This is a genomic window from Streptomyces diastatochromogenes, from assembly GCF_002242805.1.
In the GTDB taxonomy this organism is placed as follows: domain Bacteria; phylum Actinomycetota; class Actinomycetes; order Streptomycetales; family Streptomycetaceae; genus Streptomyces; species Streptomyces diastatochromogenes.
This window is the reverse complement of sequence record NZ_MCGQ01000001.1, coordinates 64,466-79,822: the sequence shown is the minus strand read 5'-3', so window position 1 is coordinate 79,822 and position 15,357 is coordinate 64,466. Positions and strand designations below refer to the sequence as shown.

The 15,357-nt window shown below is 69.6% G+C and carries 15 protein-coding genes; 12 read left to right on the top strand and 3 right to left on the bottom strand.

The genetic code is table 11. From position 1 onward, the window contains the following. Positions 1 to 3 precede the first annotated feature (3 nt). The 7 genes from catC (at position 4) to BEK98_RS00305 (ending at position 6,854) form a co-directional block, all read left to right on the top strand. Positions 4 to 303, top strand: coding sequence for a muconolactone Delta-isomerase (catC, locus tag BEK98_RS00335; RefSeq protein WP_167444059.1), 300 nt, complete (start codon positions 4 to 6; stop codon positions 301 to 303). Further along, entirely contained in the window at positions 303 to 1,058 is a 756-nt protein-coding gene (locus BEK98_RS00330) for a CoA transferase subunit A (protein ID WP_094214270.1), read from the top strand. The genes catC and BEK98_RS00330 overlap by 1 nt, the downstream gene beginning before the upstream one ends. Beyond that, complete coding sequence (locus BEK98_RS00325; RefSeq protein ID WP_094214269.1) at positions 1,058 to 1,705, top strand: CoA transferase subunit B; 648 nt, start codon at positions 1,058 to 1,060, stop codon at positions 1,703 to 1,705. The genes BEK98_RS00330 and BEK98_RS00325 overlap by 1 nt, the downstream gene beginning before the upstream one ends. A 2-nt stretch (positions 1,706 to 1,707) precedes the next feature. Further along, positions 1,708 to 2,910 (top strand): thiolase family protein, encoded by a 1,203-nt coding sequence (locus tag BEK98_RS00320; protein ID WP_094214331.1) that lies wholly within the window; start codon positions 1,708 to 1,710, stop codon positions 2,908 to 2,910. A gap of 27 nt (positions 2,911 to 2,937) precedes the next feature. Beyond that, positions 2,938 to 3,726 carry an alpha/beta fold hydrolase gene (locus BEK98_RS00315; RefSeq protein WP_244201673.1) on the top strand — a complete coding sequence of 263 codons (789 nt, stop codon included), beginning with the start codon at positions 2,938 to 2,940 and terminating at the stop codon, positions 3,724 to 3,726. A gap of 177 nt (positions 3,727 to 3,903) precedes the next feature. After that, positions 3,904 to 4,548: an alpha/beta hydrolase gene (locus tag BEK98_RS00310; protein WP_094214268.1), complete on the top strand. Its 645-nt coding sequence runs from the start codon at positions 3,904 to 3,906 to the stop codon at positions 4,546 to 4,548. 866 nt (positions 4,549 to 5,414) lie between these two features. Continuing rightward, a complete protein-coding gene (locus BEK98_RS00305; protein WP_094214267.1) occupies positions 5,415 to 6,854 on the top strand; it encodes an aldehyde dehydrogenase family protein in 1,440 nt (479 codons plus the stop codon). Between the two features lie 662 nt (positions 6,855 to 7,516). Here BEK98_RS00305 and BEK98_RS00300 read toward each other — a convergent pair. From BEK98_RS00300 to paaI, 3 genes are read right to left on the bottom strand one after another with little or no spacing between them, the layout of a single operon-like run. Beyond that, on the bottom strand, positions 7,517 to 8,137 hold the full coding sequence (locus BEK98_RS00300; RefSeq protein ID WP_167444058.1) for a TetR/AcrR family transcriptional regulator: 621 nt from the start codon (positions 8,135 to 8,137) through the stop codon (positions 7,517 to 7,519). Positions 8,138 to 8,162: 25 nt separating this feature from the next. Next, positions 8,163 to 9,509, bottom strand: coding sequence for a phenylacetate--CoA ligase PaaK (gene paaK, locus BEK98_RS00295; RefSeq protein ID WP_094214265.1), 1,347 nt, complete (start codon positions 9,507 to 9,509; stop codon positions 8,163 to 8,165). Continuing rightward, the gene (paaI, locus tag BEK98_RS00290) at positions 9,506 to 9,931 is read right to left on the bottom strand and encodes a hydroxyphenylacetyl-CoA thioesterase PaaI (RefSeq protein ID WP_167444057.1); all 426 of its coding nucleotides are present in this window, start codon (positions 9,929 to 9,931) and stop codon (positions 9,506 to 9,508) included. The genes paaK and paaI overlap by 4 nt, the downstream gene beginning before the upstream one ends. Before the next feature lie 96 nt (positions 9,932 to 10,027). Here paaI and paaN point away from each other — a divergent pair, with 96 nt between their 5' ends. The 5 genes from paaN to BEK98_RS00265 are packed head-to-tail and all read left to right on the top strand — an operon-like array spanning position 10,028 to position 15,125. Then, entirely contained in the window at positions 10,028 to 11,740 is a 1,713-nt protein-coding gene (gene paaN, locus BEK98_RS00285; RefSeq protein WP_094214263.1) for a phenylacetic acid degradation protein PaaN, read from the top strand. Then, positions 11,733 to 12,956, top strand: coding sequence for a thiolase family protein (locus BEK98_RS00280; protein ID WP_094214262.1), 1,224 nt, complete (start codon positions 11,733 to 11,735; stop codon positions 12,954 to 12,956). The genes paaN and BEK98_RS00280 overlap by 8 nt, the downstream gene beginning before the upstream one ends. Next, positions 12,953 to 13,699 (top strand): enoyl-CoA hydratase/isomerase family protein, encoded by a 747-nt coding sequence (locus BEK98_RS00275; RefSeq protein ID WP_094214261.1) that lies wholly within the window; start codon positions 12,953 to 12,955, stop codon positions 13,697 to 13,699. Before BEK98_RS00280 ends, BEK98_RS00275 begins: the two co-directional genes overlap by 4 nt. Next, on the top strand, positions 13,696 to 14,550 hold the full coding sequence (locus BEK98_RS00270) for a 3-hydroxyacyl-CoA dehydrogenase family protein (RefSeq protein ID WP_094214260.1): 855 nt from the start codon (positions 13,696 to 13,698) through the stop codon (positions 14,548 to 14,550). Before BEK98_RS00275 ends, BEK98_RS00270 begins: the two co-directional genes overlap by 4 nt. Beyond that, on the top strand, positions 14,547 to 15,125 hold the full coding sequence (locus BEK98_RS00265) for an enoyl-CoA hydratase/isomerase family protein (protein ID WP_244201672.1): 579 nt from the start codon (positions 14,547 to 14,549) through the stop codon (positions 15,123 to 15,125). The genes BEK98_RS00270 and BEK98_RS00265 overlap by 4 nt, the downstream gene beginning before the upstream one ends. Positions 15,126 to 15,357 lie beyond the last annotated feature (232 nt).

Genomic DNA, 15,357 nt, shown 5'->3' with positions numbered 1-15,357 from the left:
ACGGTGCTGTTCGCGGTTCGGATGGACGTTGAGATTCCGCGCGACCTCGCCCCGGGGGTTCGCGCGGACCTGGTGGCCCGTGAGAAGGCCTACTGCCAGGAACTTCAGAAGTCGGGGGAGTGGGTCCACATCTGGCGGTGCGTCGGGCAGTACGCCAACATCAGCATCTTCGACGTCGCGGACAACGAGGCGCTGCACCGGGTCCTGTGGAACCTGCCGCTGTTCCCGTACATGAGGGTGGAGGTCACGCCTCTGGCGCAGCACCCCTCCGACCTGGCGGCTGCCGCTGAGGACGTGGCGTGATGGACAAGGTGGTCGCCACTGCCCTGGAGGCGGTGGCCGATGTGCCGGACGGCGCGTCCCTCGCGGTCGGTGGATTCGGGCTCAGCGGTGTGCCGAACGTACTGATCCAGGCGCTGTACGAGCGCGGGACGACCGGTCTGAGCGTGGTGTCGAACAACTGCGGCGCGATGGAGTCCGGCCTCGCGGTGCTGCTGGCGGCCGGCCGGATCGCCCGCGTCACCGGCTCCTACATCGGGGCGAACAAGGAGTTCGCGCGCCAGTACCTGTCCGGCGAGCTGGAGGTCGAGTTGATCCCGCAGGGCACGCTGGCCGAGCGGCTGCGCGCGGGCGGCGCCGGGATCCCCGCCTTCTACACCCCGGCCGGGGTGGGCACGCAGGTGGCCGAGGGCGGGCTGCCGTGGCGGTACGACGGCGAGGGCGGGGTCGCGCTCGCCTCGCCGCCGAAGGAGGTCCGGGAGTTCGACGGCGTGGAGTACGTCCTGGAGCGGGGCATCCGCACCGACTTCGCGCTGGTCCGCGCCGCCAAGGGCGACCGGCACGGCAACCTCGTCTTCAACAAGTCCTCCCGGAACTTCAACCCGCTGGCCGCGATGGCCGGCCGGGTCACGGTCGCCGAGGTGGAGGAGTTGGTCGAGCCCGGGGAGATCGACCCGGACGCCGTGCACCTCCCCGGGATCTTCGTGCAGCGGGTGATCGCGCTCACGCCTGAGCAGGTGGCCGACAAGAAGATCGAGCAGCGGACGGTGAGCAGTTGATGGCGTGGACGCGAGAACAGATGGCCGCGCGGGCCGCGGGCGAACTGAGGGACGGCCAGTACGTCAACCTCGGCATCGGCCTGCCGACGCTGATCCCGAACCATCTGCCGCCGGGCGTCGAGGTGGTCCTGGAGTCGGAGAACGGCATCCTGGGCACCGGCCCCTATCCCACCGAGGACGCCGTCGATCCCGACCTGATCAACGCGGGCAAGGAAACCGTCACCGTCCTGCCGGGCTCCTCCTTCTTCGACTCCGCGCTGTCGTTCTCCATGATCCGGGGCGGGCACATCGATGTCGCCGTGCTGGGCGCGATGCAGGTATCGGAGAAGGGCGACCTGGCCAACTGGGCGATTCCCGGGAAGCTGGTCACCGGGATCGGCGGGGCGATGGACCTCGTCCACGGCGCCCGCACCGTCATCGTGGTCATGACCCACACCGCCAAGGACGGAAGCCCGAAGATCCTCACCGAGTGCGCGCTGCCGCTGACCGGCAAGGCGTGCGTGAACCGGATCATCACCGACCTCGGCGTCCTCGACGTCACCGACGACGGACTCGTCCTCGTCGAGACCGCACCGGGCGTGACGGTCGACGACATCGTGGCCAAGACCGACGCCAAGGTTCACATCAATGAGGAGATCTCGTCATGACACTGCGGGACGTCTACATCGTCGACGCGGTCCGCACGCCGATCGGCCGCTACAACGGCGCGCTCGCTTCCGTACGCCCGGACGACCTGGCCGCCCACGTGATACGCGAACTCCTCGCCCGCACTCCGCAGGTGGACCCAGCCCGCATCGACGACGTGTACTTCGGCAACGCCAATGGGGCCGGCGAGGAGAACCGCAACGTCGCCCGCATGGCCGCCCTGCTCGCGGGCCTGCCGACCTCGGTACCGGGCGTGACCGTCAACCGGCTGTGCGCCTCCGGCCTCGAAGCGGTGATCCAGGCAGCCCGCGCCATCGCGGTCGGCGACGCCTCCGTCGCCGTGGCCGGTGGAGTGGAGTCCATGACGCGGGCGCCGTATGTGCTCCCCAAGTCCGACAAGCCGTTCCCGTCCGGCCACGCCGAGTTGTACTCCACCACGCTCGGCTGGCGAATGGTGAATCCGAAGATGGACCCGCAGTGGACCGTCCCGCTGGGCGAGTCGGCGGAACTCATCGCCGAGAAGCACAAGATCAGCCGGAAGCAGCAGGACGAGTTCGCCCTCGCCTCCCACCAGAAGGCCGCCAAGGCCCAGGAGTCTGGTCTGTTCGATCGTGAGATCGCGCCGGTCTCCGTTCCGCAGCGCAAGGGCGACCCGGTGGCCTTCGCAGCCGACGAGTGCGTACGGCCCGACGCCTCCCTTGCGGCGATGGCCAAGCTCAAGCCGTCCTTCCGTGCGGAGGACGGGACGGTGACCGCGGGCAACGCCTCACCGCTCAACGACGGGGCCGCCGCCCTGCTGCTGACCGACGGGCTGGGCCTGCGTGCCCTCGGGTGTGAACCCCTGGCCCGCATCAGTGCCACTGGAGTCTCGGCGATCGACCCGCACTACTTCGGCCTGGCACCCGTCGAAGCCGTCAACAGCGCCCTCAGCAAGGCAGACAGGACGTTCGACGACCTGTCCGTCCTCGAACTGAACGAGGCCTTCGCTGCTCAGGTGCTGGGTTGTGTGGCCGAGTGGCCCGAGTTCGATCCGGCCATCCTCAATCCCCGAGGCGGCGCCATCGCCCTCGGCCATCCGCTCGGCGCCTCCGGGGCCAGACTCGCCGGCACCGTCGCCCACCAACTCGCTGCCAAGGGCTCGGGAGTCGGAGTCGCGACCCTGTGTATCGGCGTGGGCCAAGGCCTCGCGCTCGTCCTCGAACGCTGATTTCCATCCCCGTACCCAGGAGCCGCCGTGACCACATCCCGCCTGCCGTACCACGACCTCCACGGTCATGCCGACGATCCCCTGCTGGTTCTCGGCCCGTCTCTGGGAACATCAACGGTCCTCTGGGAGCCGCACCTGGACGCGCTCAGCAGCTGCTTCCAGGTGCTGCGGTTCGACCTGCCCGGACACGGTGGCTCCCCGACAGGGCTGCTGTCCGACCCCACCCCCGGTGGCACCAGGGTCAAGGATCTGGCCGCGCTGGTTCTGGGACTCGTGGATCATTACGGCCGCCACGATTTCCACTACGCGGGGGTCTCCCTGGGCGGCGCAATTGGCGCGCATCTGGCCGTCCACCACCCCCAGAGGGTCGCATCGCTGGCCATGGTCTGCTCCTCTGCCCACTTCGGCCCGGCCACCCCGTGGCTGGAGCGCGCCTCTCTCGTGAGGCTGGAGGGAATCCGACCAGTGCTCGGCACCATCCCGGGCCGCTGGTTCGCGGATCCCCTCACAGCCGAAACCCCGGTCGGCCGTACCCTGTTGACGGCGCTCGCCGAGACGGATCCGGCAGGCTACGCGGCCTGCTGTGACGCCCTGGCCGCTTACGACCTGCGAGCGGAACTCACCCGGATCAGCGCGCCGACGCTCGTCGTCGGCGGTTCACGCGACGTGGCCACGCCCCTTTCCCACGCCACGGAACTCGCCCGGGGCGTCCACGGCGCCACGTTGTTGACCATCGACGCCGGGCACCTCGCCGTGGAACAGCCACAGGCCCTGCAGGAGGCCCTCTTGGCCCACCTGGGCGCGGTAGTTCGCTAGCCCGCGGATCCCGGACGATGTCCCCGGCATCGGGCCGGAGCCGGCCTTCGGCAGCTTGATTCAACTTTAAAGCAGTGGGAGAGTTCCGGAACGGGAGGAGCCGCATGCGCGGCGTGCCTTTCGCGTCACCTGCGCTGGTCACTCTCCCGCAAGATCCATTGCCTCCAGGAGTTCGCCATGCCCTACGCTGCAACCCCCGTGGCCCGCTGGTCCGTCGATCCCGGCCAACGGTCGGATGCGCCCCTGGTAGTCGCTCTGCATGGACGGGGTTCAGACGAGGATTCGTTCGCCCGGCTTGCGCCGCACCTTCCTGAGAAGGCCGCAGTGGCGTTCGTGCGTGCGCCGATTGCCGAGGGCGGCGGCTACGCATGGTTCGCCAACCGTGGGATCGGCCGCCCGCTGCCGGAATCCATCTCGGCGACCGCAGAATGGCTGTTCGGCTGGCTGGACACGGTCGCGGCGCCGCACAGTTCCGTATCGTTGCTCGGCTTCTCCGGCGGCATGGCCATGGCGGGCGGGCTACTCCTTGCGCAGCCCGACCGTTTCGCCGCGGCAGCACTTCTGTCGGGCACTATGCCTTGGGACGCTGGGCTACCCGACGGGCCGGGTCGTTTGGCTGGGGTGCCGGTCTTCTGGGGACGTGACGTCGAGGACCCCGTGATCCCGGCCGACCTGGTGGAGCGCACCGGGACGTGGCTGCGCGAGCGCTCGGGTGCACGCCTCCAGGAGCGTCTCTACCCCGGCCTGGGGCACGGAATCGCCCTGCCCGAACTTGCGGACGTTGCGGCCTTCTTGGGACGCGCCTGGGACGGTTCCTTCTGACTCCAAGCACTGTACGGGGCGGCGCAGGCAGGGCTGTCCGGGCCTGGCACCTTCAGTGCCGAAGGAAGGGTCTCCGAAAGAGCGGGGACCACGTTGTCGGTGTCGGCTGAGCCGTGGCTCTGGATCCCCCTGCGTGCTGGGGTCACACACCGTCACCAAATCCGCGATCATGACTGGATGTGGGTGACCAGACCCTCCAAGACCTGCGCGGCGCCCGACCCGGGCCGACCGCTCCGCGGGGCCTTGGGGGTGGGTGATTCCGCCCTGCGTAACGCACGAGACCCCCACCGTCAGCCGCGACACCACATGGAAAGACTCAGTAGCCGAGGCCTATGGGGCGGTGTTCTAGGGGCCCGCGGCGATCCGTCAGCGCACGGGCTGCCGACGGCGATGTGAGCGACATTGTTGGTGTCACCTACCCCTCTTGTTCGTGTTTGTGGAGATTCAGAGGGTTTGTTTGGCCCTGAAAGCCTGAAGCATGGGAAGTGTATCGAATCCATTGACAGGATTGTGTACGGGCCGTAAAAAGAATGAACTGCTCGCCAGGTCTCGCCGGAGTGCCCGGTAAGTTCCCGGCGGGCCCTTGCGATGGGTAAGGGAAACCTGGCGATGAGGGACGAGCTGTGGCAACGGCATGGTGTTCCGATCGCGTTCAAGCTGAACACCTCTGTGGCAGGTCGGCCCACCCCTATGGAGTCGCCGCCTACCTCGACAACATCGCGGCGGAAACGGCCCCGCTCCTAACGGGCAGCCATGTGGGTCGGCCTCATCCACTCCATGTCCAGAGTGGACGACCCCGGACCGCATCGGGTGCGTCGGCTGCTACGTCGTCAAGTCGTGCCATCTAGCCCCAAGGAGAAACCGAAGTGCGTACTGAGATGCTGATCGGCGGTGAGTGGATTGCGGGCTCTGGTGCCGCGTTCACTTCGGTCAACCCGGCAACGGGTGAGGTGTTGGCCGAGTTGCGTGAGGCGAGTGAGGCTGACGTGGACGCCGCGGTCCAGGCCGCGCATCAGGCGTTCGTCTCGCCCGCGTGGGGCGGGCTGCTGCCTGCGGCCCGCGCGAAGCTGTTGCTGCGGGTGGCGGACCTGCTGGAGGAGCACGCGGACGAGATCGCCCGCTTGGAGACCCAGGACCAGGGCCAGCCGCTGAACGTCAGCGCCGGGTTCTCGGTGCCCAACGCTGTCGAGCACTTCCGCTACTACGCGGGCTGGGTCACCAAGATTACTGGAGTCACGGCGCCGCTCTCGGTACCGGGCGTCGACTACCGGACCACCCGGGAACCGCTTGGGGTGTGTGGTCTGATCACCCCGTGGAACTTCCCGCTGATGATCCTGGTGTGGAAGCTGGCCCCGGCGCTCGCCACGGGCAACACCGTGGTCATCAAGCCTGCCGAGCAGACCCCGCTGTCCACCCTGCGCCTGGCCGAACTCATCGAGCAGGCCGGCGTCCCGGCCGGGGTGGTCAACGTTGTCACCGGAGGGCCGGAAGCAGGGAAGGCGCTCGTGAGCCACCCGCTGGTCAAGAAGATCTCCTTCACCGGGTCCACGGCGGTCGGCCGGGAGATCGGTGCCGAGTGCGGCCGGACGCTGAAGAAGGTCTCCCTGGAGCTGGGCGGGAAGGCACCGAGCATCATCGCCGCAGACGCCGACATCGATGCGGCGGTGCAAGGCAACCTGCTGGGCGGTCTGCTCAACTCGGGGCAGGTGTGCGCCGCTTACACACGCTTCTATGTGGATGCCAAGCGGCATGACGAGTTCGCGGAGAAGCTTGCTGGGGCGGCCGGGAGCCTGCGTCTCGGCAACGGCCTGGACCCGGAGGTGCACCTGGGCCCTCTCGTCTCGGCCGAACAGGTCGAGCAGACCGCCCGCTATGTCGCCCTGGGCGAGGATGAGGGCGCGGAGCTGCTGACCGGCGGCAGCCGCCCGGACGGTGATCTGGCCGGCGGGTTCTTCTACGAGCCGACTGTTTTCGCGGGGGTCAAGCAGGACATGCGTATCGCCCGTGAGGAGATCTTCGGTCCGGTGCTGTCGGTCATGCCGTACGACGACCCGGAGGAGCTGGTGCTCCTGGCCAACGACTCCGAGTACGGGCTCGCTGCTGCGGTCTGGTCGCGGGACATCGGGACGGCCAACCGGCTGGCACGCCAGGTCAAGGCGGGCACGGTGTGGATCAACATGATGCAGGGCCTGGACGCTGCGGCGGCCTGGGGCGGGATGAAGTCCTCGGGTCTGGGGCGTGAGATGGGCTGGGAGGCCATCGAGGCCTACACCGAGGTCAAGAGCATCTGGACCAGCCTGACCTGATCCACCGTCATCCCGATCTGGTGCCGCGGCCGACCTGCTCCCTCGGCCGCGGCACCGCATGCCGTCGGCGCCGGGGGCGGTTGAGACGCGGACCCTGTCATCCCGAGGGAGATCTCGGAATGCGTCAGGTGAGGGTGCTCTCTGCGGCGGGCTCTTGCCGTGTGCTCCCGAGCTGGGAGCCTGGCACGGTCATCGATGCCGCACTCGGTCAACGAGTGGGTCATATGCCTGTCGGCTTTCGGGTTGCCGGTTCCGCGACCCCTGAGATGCCGGCGCTCCGTGGAGGCCCGCCAGGTCCCGCACGCCGCCTGACCCGGGACCAGAGTGGGCGCGGGCCCAGAGCTGCCAACCAGGACGGCGCGCGTCCGGTGACGCCTGCCACCAGTCACTCTCTCGTCCCAGGGCCCCATGGCGACCGAAGGCCGCTTTCCTGATGTCAGCCCGGCTCTGCCCGAACTCGGTGCCAAGGCGCGGCTGAGACGTGGGCGTCGAGGATTCGCTGCCCCGGCGAGCAGCCCTGCGGCGCTCACCTTCAGGTCGCTCGCCGCATCGCACAGCAGCGTGTTGGCCAACCGCGTGCTGTCGCCATGGGTCGGCACTGCGGATGCTGTGCACGACGAGGTTGCCAGCGGCCTTCCCGGGCGTCCCCGGCCGGCCTCGGATCAGCTCGCGGACCTGCCGCGCAGGCCGTCGAAGAGGACCGCCGTGAGGGCGTCGGCAAGTGCAGCCACCGGCATCCCGCCCTCCGGCCGGTACCACTCGATGAGGGAGTTGACCGTGCCGAACAACAGCCGGCTGATCAGGTGCGGGTCGAAGTCATCGCGTACGCCGCCCTCAGCCGCCGCACGGGTCACCAGCTCGGCGACCCGGTGGTCGAACTCGCGGCGTCGTTCCAGGGCCTGCTGTTCGACGTCGCTGTTGCCGCGGACCCGGAGCAGCAGGGTGACGTACGGCAGCTCGGCAGCCAGTACCTCGACGCTGCGGTGCACCACGTGCTCCAGCCGGGCGGTCGCTGTGGCTGACGGGTCCGGAACCTCATCGAGTCCGGCGAAGAGCGCGTCCAGCGCGCGTCCGACGGCGAGGCCGAGGAGTTCCTCCTTGCCGGAGACGTGGTGGTAGATGCTCGACTTGCTCAGGCCCAGGCGCTTGGCCAGCTCTTCCATGCCCGTGCCGTCGTAGCCGCGCTCGTTGAAGACCGTGACCGCGACTTCCAGCAGGGAGTCGCGGTCGTAGGTGGGGCGGCCCTGACGGGTGGCGCGGCTTTGCACAGGTGTTCTGCTCACGGGGCCATTGTGGCAAGACCGCAGATCATGCCTGCCGCAGGTCCTTGACCCGGCGGAGCTTGCCGAGCGAGCGCTCCAGGGTCTCCGGGTCGACGATCTTCACCTCCACGGTCACACCGACGCCGTCCTTGACCCCCTGGGCGATCGCCCGGGCGGCGGCGTCGCGCTGGTCGGGGCCTGTGCCGGGGCGTGCCTCGACGTGAACGGTCATGTGGTCCATGCGCTCGCGCCGGCTCAGCTGGATCTGGAAGTGCGGGGCGACGCCGGGTGTGCGCAGCACGATCTCCTCGATCTGGCTGGGGAAGACGTTCACCCCGCGCAGGATGATCATGTCGTCACAGCGGCCGGTGATCTTCTCGATGCGGCGGAAGACGGGCCGGGCGGTGCCCGGAAGCAGCCGGGTCAGGTCGCGCGTACGGTAGCGGATGATCGGCAGCGCTTCCTTGGTGAGGGAGGTGAAGACCAGCTCGCCCTCCTCGCCGTCGGGCAGCACCTCACCGGTGAGCGGGTCGACGACCTCCGGGTAGAAGTGGTCCTCCCACACGTGCAGCCCGTCCTTGGTCTCCACGCACTCTTGCGCCACACCCGGGCCGATCACCTCGGACAGGCCGTAGATGTCGACGGCATGGATGTTCATGCGCTCCTCGATCTCGCGGCGCATCTCCTCGGTCCACGGCTCGGCGCCGAAGATGCCGACCTTCAGCGAGGTGGAGCGGGGATCGACGCCCTGACGCTCGAACTCGTCGAGGAGTGTGAGCATGTAGGAGGGGGTGACCATGATGATCTCGGGCTGGAAATCCTGGATGATCTGCACCTGGCGTGCGGTCATGCCCCCCGAGGCGGGGATGACGGTGCACCCGGCCCGCTCGGCCCCGTAGTGCGCACCGAGACCTCCGGTGAACAGCCCGTAGCCGTATGAGATGTGCACCTTGTGCCCGGGCCGGCCACCGGCGGCGCGGATCGAGCGGGCTATCACGTCGGCCCACATCGACAGGTCGTTCTCTGTGTAGCCGACCACGGTGGGGCGGCCGGTGGTCCCGCTGGAGGCATGGATGCGGCGGACCTCGGCCATGGGGACGGCGAACATGCCGAAGGGGTAGGTGTCCCGCAGATCGGCCTTGGTGGTGAAGGGGAACCGGGACAAGTCCTCCAGCGATCGGCAGTCGTCAGGTCTGACCCCGGCTTCGTCGAATTTCTTGCGGTACAGCTCGACGTTGTCGTATGCGTGCCGCAACGTCGTCCGCAGCCGGTCGAGTTGGAGCTCCACCAGCTGCTCGCGCGTCATCCGCTCGCTGTCGTCCAGCAGTTCTTGGGGGAGCGGGTCTCCTCGGTGGGCTCCCGCGACCGCCGGGGCTGTCAGTTCAGTGCTCATCGCGAATCCCTCGTCTTCGTGCTTCGGACACTGCGACTGCGGCCGCGGAACTCCGCGATCACCTCGTCGCCGCGCCGGACGCTCACGTCGTAGATGCCGCTGCGGCCGAACCGGGCACGCTCCCTCGCGGTGGCCACCAGGACGTCGCCCTCGTACGCGGGTGCGATGAAGTCGATGTCGGCCCCGGCTGCGACGGTCACGGGGCCGTGGCTGTTGCAGGCGCAGGCGAAGGCGGTGTCGGCGAACAGGAACAGATAGCCGCCATGGGCGATCTTGTGTCCGTTGACCATCGCCGGGGTCACGGTCATCCGGAGCTCGGCGGTTCCTTCGCCGTGTTCCAGCAGCTCGATGCCGAGACTTCGGGACGCCTCGTCCGCGGCGAACATCGTCTCCACAGGGGATTTCTCAGTGGCCTGCGTCACTGTTTCCACCACCTTGTCTCCCGACCGAACATTCGGTTAGCGTGCGGCACGGCCTAGTAATCCAGCCGCACTGCTGCCTGTCAAGAGGTGGAACGCATGCCGCAGAACCTCCCCGAGCGCCCGGACTTCTTCGCCCTTCACCGCACCCTCCTGGACCAGGCGGTGGCTGCTACTACCAGGAGGGACCACTGGACGCCGTACCCGGAATCGCCCAGCACGAAGATCTACGGCGAGGACGCGGCGAAGAACGGAGAGGCAGCCTTCCGGGGCCGCATCGGGCGCCACTTCGACCTTCCTGGGCACCCAGGCCATGGCGTGGTGCCGTCCACCGAGGCCTCCCCGTACGGTTTCCCGCTCGGCATCACCTACCCCCGCGTCAATCCGGACGAGGCGGTGGTCGCCGCGAAGGACGCCACGGGCCCCTGGCGCAACGCAGGGCCCGACACCCGTGCCGGTGTCGCCGCGGAGATCCTGGCCCGGCTGAACGCCGCCAGTTTCGAGATCGCCCACGCCGTGCAGCACACCACCGGTCAGGCGTTCGTGATGGCCTTCCAGGCGGGCGGCCCCCACGCGCAGGACCGCGGCCTGGAGGCGGTGGCGTATGCCTGGGCGGAGCAGAAGCGGCACCCGGGCGCGGCACGCTGGAGCAAGCCGCAGCGCAAGGGCGGCCCGCTGGTGATGGACAAGAAGTTCACGCCGGTCGGGCGCGGACTGGCGCTGCTGATCGCCTGCAACACCTTCCCGACCTGGAACGGCTACCCGGGTCTGTTCGCCTCTCTGGTCACCGGCAACCCGGTCGTCGTCAAGCCGCACCCGGGTGCCGTTCTGCCGCTCGCCATCACCGTGCGCGTCGCTCGTGAGGTGCTGGCCGAGGCGGGCTTCGACCCGAACCTGGTGATCCTTGCCGCGGAGAGTCCCGAGGAGCGTACGGCTTCGGTGTACGCCCTGCACCCGGACGTACGGATCATCGACTTCACCGGCTCGACGGCCTTCGGCGACTGGCTGGAGACCCACGCCCGCCAGGCCGCCGTGTACACCGAGAAGGCGGGCCTGAACACCGTCGTCCTCGACTCCACCGACGACTACCGCGGCCTGCTGGGCAATCTGGCCTTCTCACTGTCTCTCTACAGCGGCCAGATGTGCACCACCCCGCAGAACCTCCTGATACCGCACGACGGCTTTGCCACCGACCAAGGCCTCAAGAGCGCCGACGACTTCGCGGCCGACCTCGGCGCCGCACTGGACCGTCTGCTCGGCGACCCGGCCCGCGCGGCCGGCACGCTCGGCGCGATCGTCAACGACGGTGTCCGTGAGCGGCTGGAAGAGGCCGCTCGGCTCGGTCGTACAGCGCGTGCGTCGGCGCCGGTCGAGCACCCCGAGCACCCGGACGCGGTGGTCCGTACGCCGCTGGTGGCGCGGCTGGACGCCGAGGCCGACCGGGAGACGTACACCCGCGAGTGGTTCGGGCCCGTCTCCTTCGTCATCGGTACCGACTCCACCGAGCACAGCCTGCGGATCTTCCGCGAGACGGTGCGGGAGAACGGCGCGCTGACCGCGGCCGTCCACTCCACCAGCGACGAGGTGCTGGCCGCGGCCGAACTGGCAGCCCTGGACGCTGGGGTGCACCTGTCGGCAAACCTCACCGGCGGGGTCTTCGTCAATCAGTCCGCCGCCTTCAGCGACTTCCACGGCAGTGCCGCCAACCCGGCGGCCAGCGCCACCCTCTCCGATCCCGCGTTCGTCACCGGCCGCTTCGTGACGCTGCAGTCGCGTCGGCCCGTTCCTGCTGAGGAGTCCGCCCATGCCTGACGACGTCTTCCTGATCGACGGGGCGCGTACCCCGCAGGGCCGCTACGGCGGCGTGCTGGCCTCCGTGCGTCCCGACGACCTGGCTGCCCTGGTGGTCGGGGAGGCCGTGCGGCGCGCCGGGATTCCGGGTGAGGCCGTGGACGAGGTGATCCTCGGCGCGGCCAACCAGGCCGGCGAGGACAACCGGGACGTGGCCCGCATGGCCGTGCTGCTCGCCGGACTCCCGCAGACCGTGCCCGGCTACACCGTGAACCGTTTGTGCGCCTCCGGCCTCACGGCAGTCGCGAGTGCCGCGCAGGCGATCCGGTCCGGAGAGGCCGAACTGGTCGTCGCGGGTGGTGTGGAGTCGATGACGCGCGCGCCTTGGGTGATGGAGAAGCCCGGTACGCCGTGGGCCAAGCCGGGCGAGGTGCACGACACGTCGCTGGGCTGGCGGTTCACCAACCCGCGCTTCGCCGCCGCCGATCGGGAGGTGCCTGCCGGTGGCGGCCCCGAGATGGCGAAGGTCACCCTGTCGATGGGCGAGACCGCCGAGGAGGTCGCCGCACTCGACGGCATCACCCGTGCCGACTCCGACGCCTTCGCGCTGCGCAGCCACCAGCGGGCCGTCGCCGCGCAGGAGGCCGGGCGCTTCGACCGCGAGATCGTCCCGGTGCCGGTCAAGGACGGCCAGGTGGCCCGCGACGAGGGACCACGGCCGACCACGACCCTGGAGAAGCTGGGCGGCCTGCGTACGATCTTCCGCAAGGACGGCATTGTCACCGCCGGCTCCGCCTCACCACTCTCCGACGGTGCTGCCGCGCTGGTGGTGGCGAGCGCGGCGGCCGTAGAGCGCTACGGACTCACCCCGCGGGCCCGGATCGTCACCTCCGCCTCGGCCGGTGTACAGCCCAACCTGATGGGCCTCGGCCCGGTTCCCGCCACCGAGAAGGCCCTCGCCCGCGCGGGCTGGGGGACCGGCGACCTGGAGGCGATCGAACTCAACGAGGCGTTCGCCGCACAGGCACTGGCCGTGGTCCGCCGTCTGAAGCTGGACGAGGAGAAGGTGAACGCCGACGGCGGCGCGATCGCCCTGGGCCACCCGCTGGGCTGCTCGGGCGCCCGCATTCTGCTGACCCTGCTGGGACGGCTGGAGCGCGAGGATGCCCGGCGAGGCCTGGCCACCTTGTGCGTGGGCGTCGGTCAGGGCGTCGCGATGCTCGTGGAGCGCGTGTGAGTACGGCATACGAGACGCTCCTGGTCGAGGAGCAGTCGGACCGAGTCGTCGTCACCCTGCACCGCCCTGAGGCACGCAACGCCATCAGCGGACTGATGATCCGCGAACTGCACGCCGTGTGCGAGCTGCTGGAGCGCGACCCCAAGCTGCTGCTGCTCACCGGGCACGGCGGTGTCTTCGCGGGCGGTGCCGACATCGCGGAGCTGCTGCGGCGCGGGCGGGACGAGGCTCTGCAGGGCATCAACAGCCGCCTGTTCGAGCGGGTGCGCAGGCTGCCGATGCCCACCGTGGCAGCCGTCGACGGCTGGGCGCTGGGCGGCGGTGCGGAACTGTCGTACGCCTGCGACATACGGATCGCCGGACCGGACGCCGTGTTCGGCAACCCGGAACCGGGGCTCGGCATCCTCGCCGCCGCCGGAGCCTGCTGGCGGCTGCCCGAACTGGTCGGCGAGTCGGTCGCCAAGCAGGTGCTGCTCGCCGGACGGAACCTCGACGCTCAGGCGGCGCTCGCCGCGGGGCTCGTCATCGACGTCGTGCCGGCCGGGAAGCTGCTGGACGAGGCGCATGCCCTGCTCGACCGCATGGCACGTTCCTCCGACATCGCCCTGCGCCTGACCAAGCTGGTCGTCGACTCACCCGCCGCGCACCCGGTCGCCGACGACCTGGCGCAGGCCGTGCTGTTCGAGGGCCAGGACAAGAAGGACCGCATGACCCGTTTTCTGGAGAAGAGGAGCCGAGCATGACTTCAGCACCTGCGGTGGTCGGCGTGATCGGTGGCGGTCGCATGGGCGCCGGCATCGCGCAGTCCTTCGCCACGGCCGGCTCCTCCGTGACCGTCGTGGAGAGCGGCGAAGAGGCCGCAGCCGCGGCGCTGGACCGCATCGCCACCGGCCTGAAGAGGGCTGCTGAGCGGGCCGGACTCGCAGGCCCCGCCGAGCAGGTCCTGGCCCGGATCACGACGGTGAACGCGGTGGAGAATTTGCCTGCGGACGCCGACCTGGTGGTGGAGGCCGTTCCCGAGGACGCTGCACTCAAGGCCCGGCTCCTCGCCGCGGCCGAGCAGGCGGTGGGCGCGACGACCGTACTGGCCACCAACACCAGTTCGCTCTCGGTGACGGAGCTGGCCTCCGTCCTCGCCCGGCCCGATCGCTTTCTGGGGATGCACTTCTTCAACCCGGTGCCCGCTTCCGAGCTGGTCGAGCTGGTGGTCGCGCCCGGCACCGGCGCCGATGTGGTGCGGGCAGCGCTGGAGTGGACTCACGTCCTCGGCAAGAAGGACGTCGTCGTCAAGGACTCGCCCGGCTTCGCGAGCAGCCGCCTCGGGGTGGCGCTGGGACTGGAGGCGATCCGCATGGTCGAAGAGGGCGTTGCGGGACCGGAGGCCATCGACGATGCCATGAGGCTCGGCTACAAGCACCCGATGGGGCCGCTGCGCCTGACGGACCTGGTCGGACTCGACGTACGCCTGGCCATCGCCGAATACCTGCATGCCACCCTCGGCGAGCGCTTCGCGCCGCCCCGCCTGCTGCGCGACAAGGTCGCCCGCGGCGAGCTGGGACGCAAGACGGGACAGGGGTTCTACACATGGCGATGAGCACGGACGCAACGGCCGGAACGGGCACCCCCGAAGCACGGCCTGGCGTCGGCTACACCTTGGACGGCGGCGTCGCCGTTATCGAACTGCGGAGACCCTCCGCAGGCAACGCCCTCGACGTGTCCCTGCGGCACGGGCTGCTCGCCGCTGTACGACGGGTACGCAGCGACGGTGGACTGGTCCGCACGGTTCTGCTCACCGCGCAGGGTCGGCACTTCTGCCTCGGCCAGGACCTCAAGGAACACGTGCAGCCCTTGGAGACCAAGCCGGCCTCCGCCTTCGTCATCGTGCGGGGCGAGTACAACCCCCTGGTCGAGGAACTTCACGCGCTGCCGCAGCCGGTGGTCGCGGCCGTCGAGGGCGCCTGTGTCGGAGCCGGGCTCGGGCTGGCCCTCTGCGCCGACCTGCGGGTCGCCGCCGAGAGCGCCCGCTTCTCGACCGCGTTCACCGGCACCTGGAGGCCCGTCTCGTCTCACCGGACAGCGGCGAGACAATCGAGCGACGGCGGCTCCTGCCCGACGGCGACGGCGGCTACAACACCACCTTCTCGCCCCCGCCGGGCGTGTGGACAGTAGAGGCGAAGGCCGCACAGGCCACCGGCATCCCCGTGCAACGGGAAGCAGTACTGGTCCTGGACTGAACCCACGTCCACGCACCGCCCGACGGCGCCTTCAGCGCCGGCCAGAACTCCAGCGCTGTAGCCGCCATCGCCATTGTGAGCAGGGAAGGCGGACCGGACCAGCCGTCGCCGGCGATCCGAAGCCGACTCGATCGGCCAGGGCCGGAAGGCGAGCGGCGGGAACAACG

Excerpts from the sequence above, each read along its gene's own strand:
- BEK98_RS00310 (WP_094214268.1), top strand. The coding sequence starts at position 3,904 with ATGCCCTACGCTGCAACCCCCGTGGCCCGCTGGTCCGTCGATCCCGGC.
- BEK98_RS00265 (WP_244201672.1), top strand. The coding sequence starts at position 14,547 with ATGAGCACGGACGCAACGGCCGGAACGGGCACCCCCGAAGCACGGCCT.
- paaK (WP_094214265.1), bottom strand. The coding sequence starts at position 9,509 with ATGAGCACTGAACTGACAGCCCCGGCGGTCGCGGGAGCCCACCGAGGA.
- BEK98_RS00330 (WP_094214270.1), top strand. The coding sequence starts at position 303 with ATGGACAAGGTGGTCGCCACTGCCCTGGAGGCGGTGGCCGATGTGCCG.
- BEK98_RS00270 (WP_094214260.1), top strand. The coding sequence starts at position 13,696 with ATGACTTCAGCACCTGCGGTGGTCGGCGTGATCGGTGGCGGTCGCATG.
- paaN (WP_094214263.1), top strand. The coding sequence starts at position 10,028 with ATGCCGCAGAACCTCCCCGAGCGCCCGGACTTCTTCGCCCTTCACCGC.
- BEK98_RS00325 (WP_094214269.1), top strand. The coding sequence starts at position 1,058 with ATGGCGTGGACGCGAGAACAGATGGCCGCGCGGGCCGCGGGCGAACTG.
- BEK98_RS00280 (WP_094214262.1), top strand. The coding sequence starts at position 11,733 with ATGCCTGACGACGTCTTCCTGATCGACGGGGCGCGTACCCCGCAGGGC.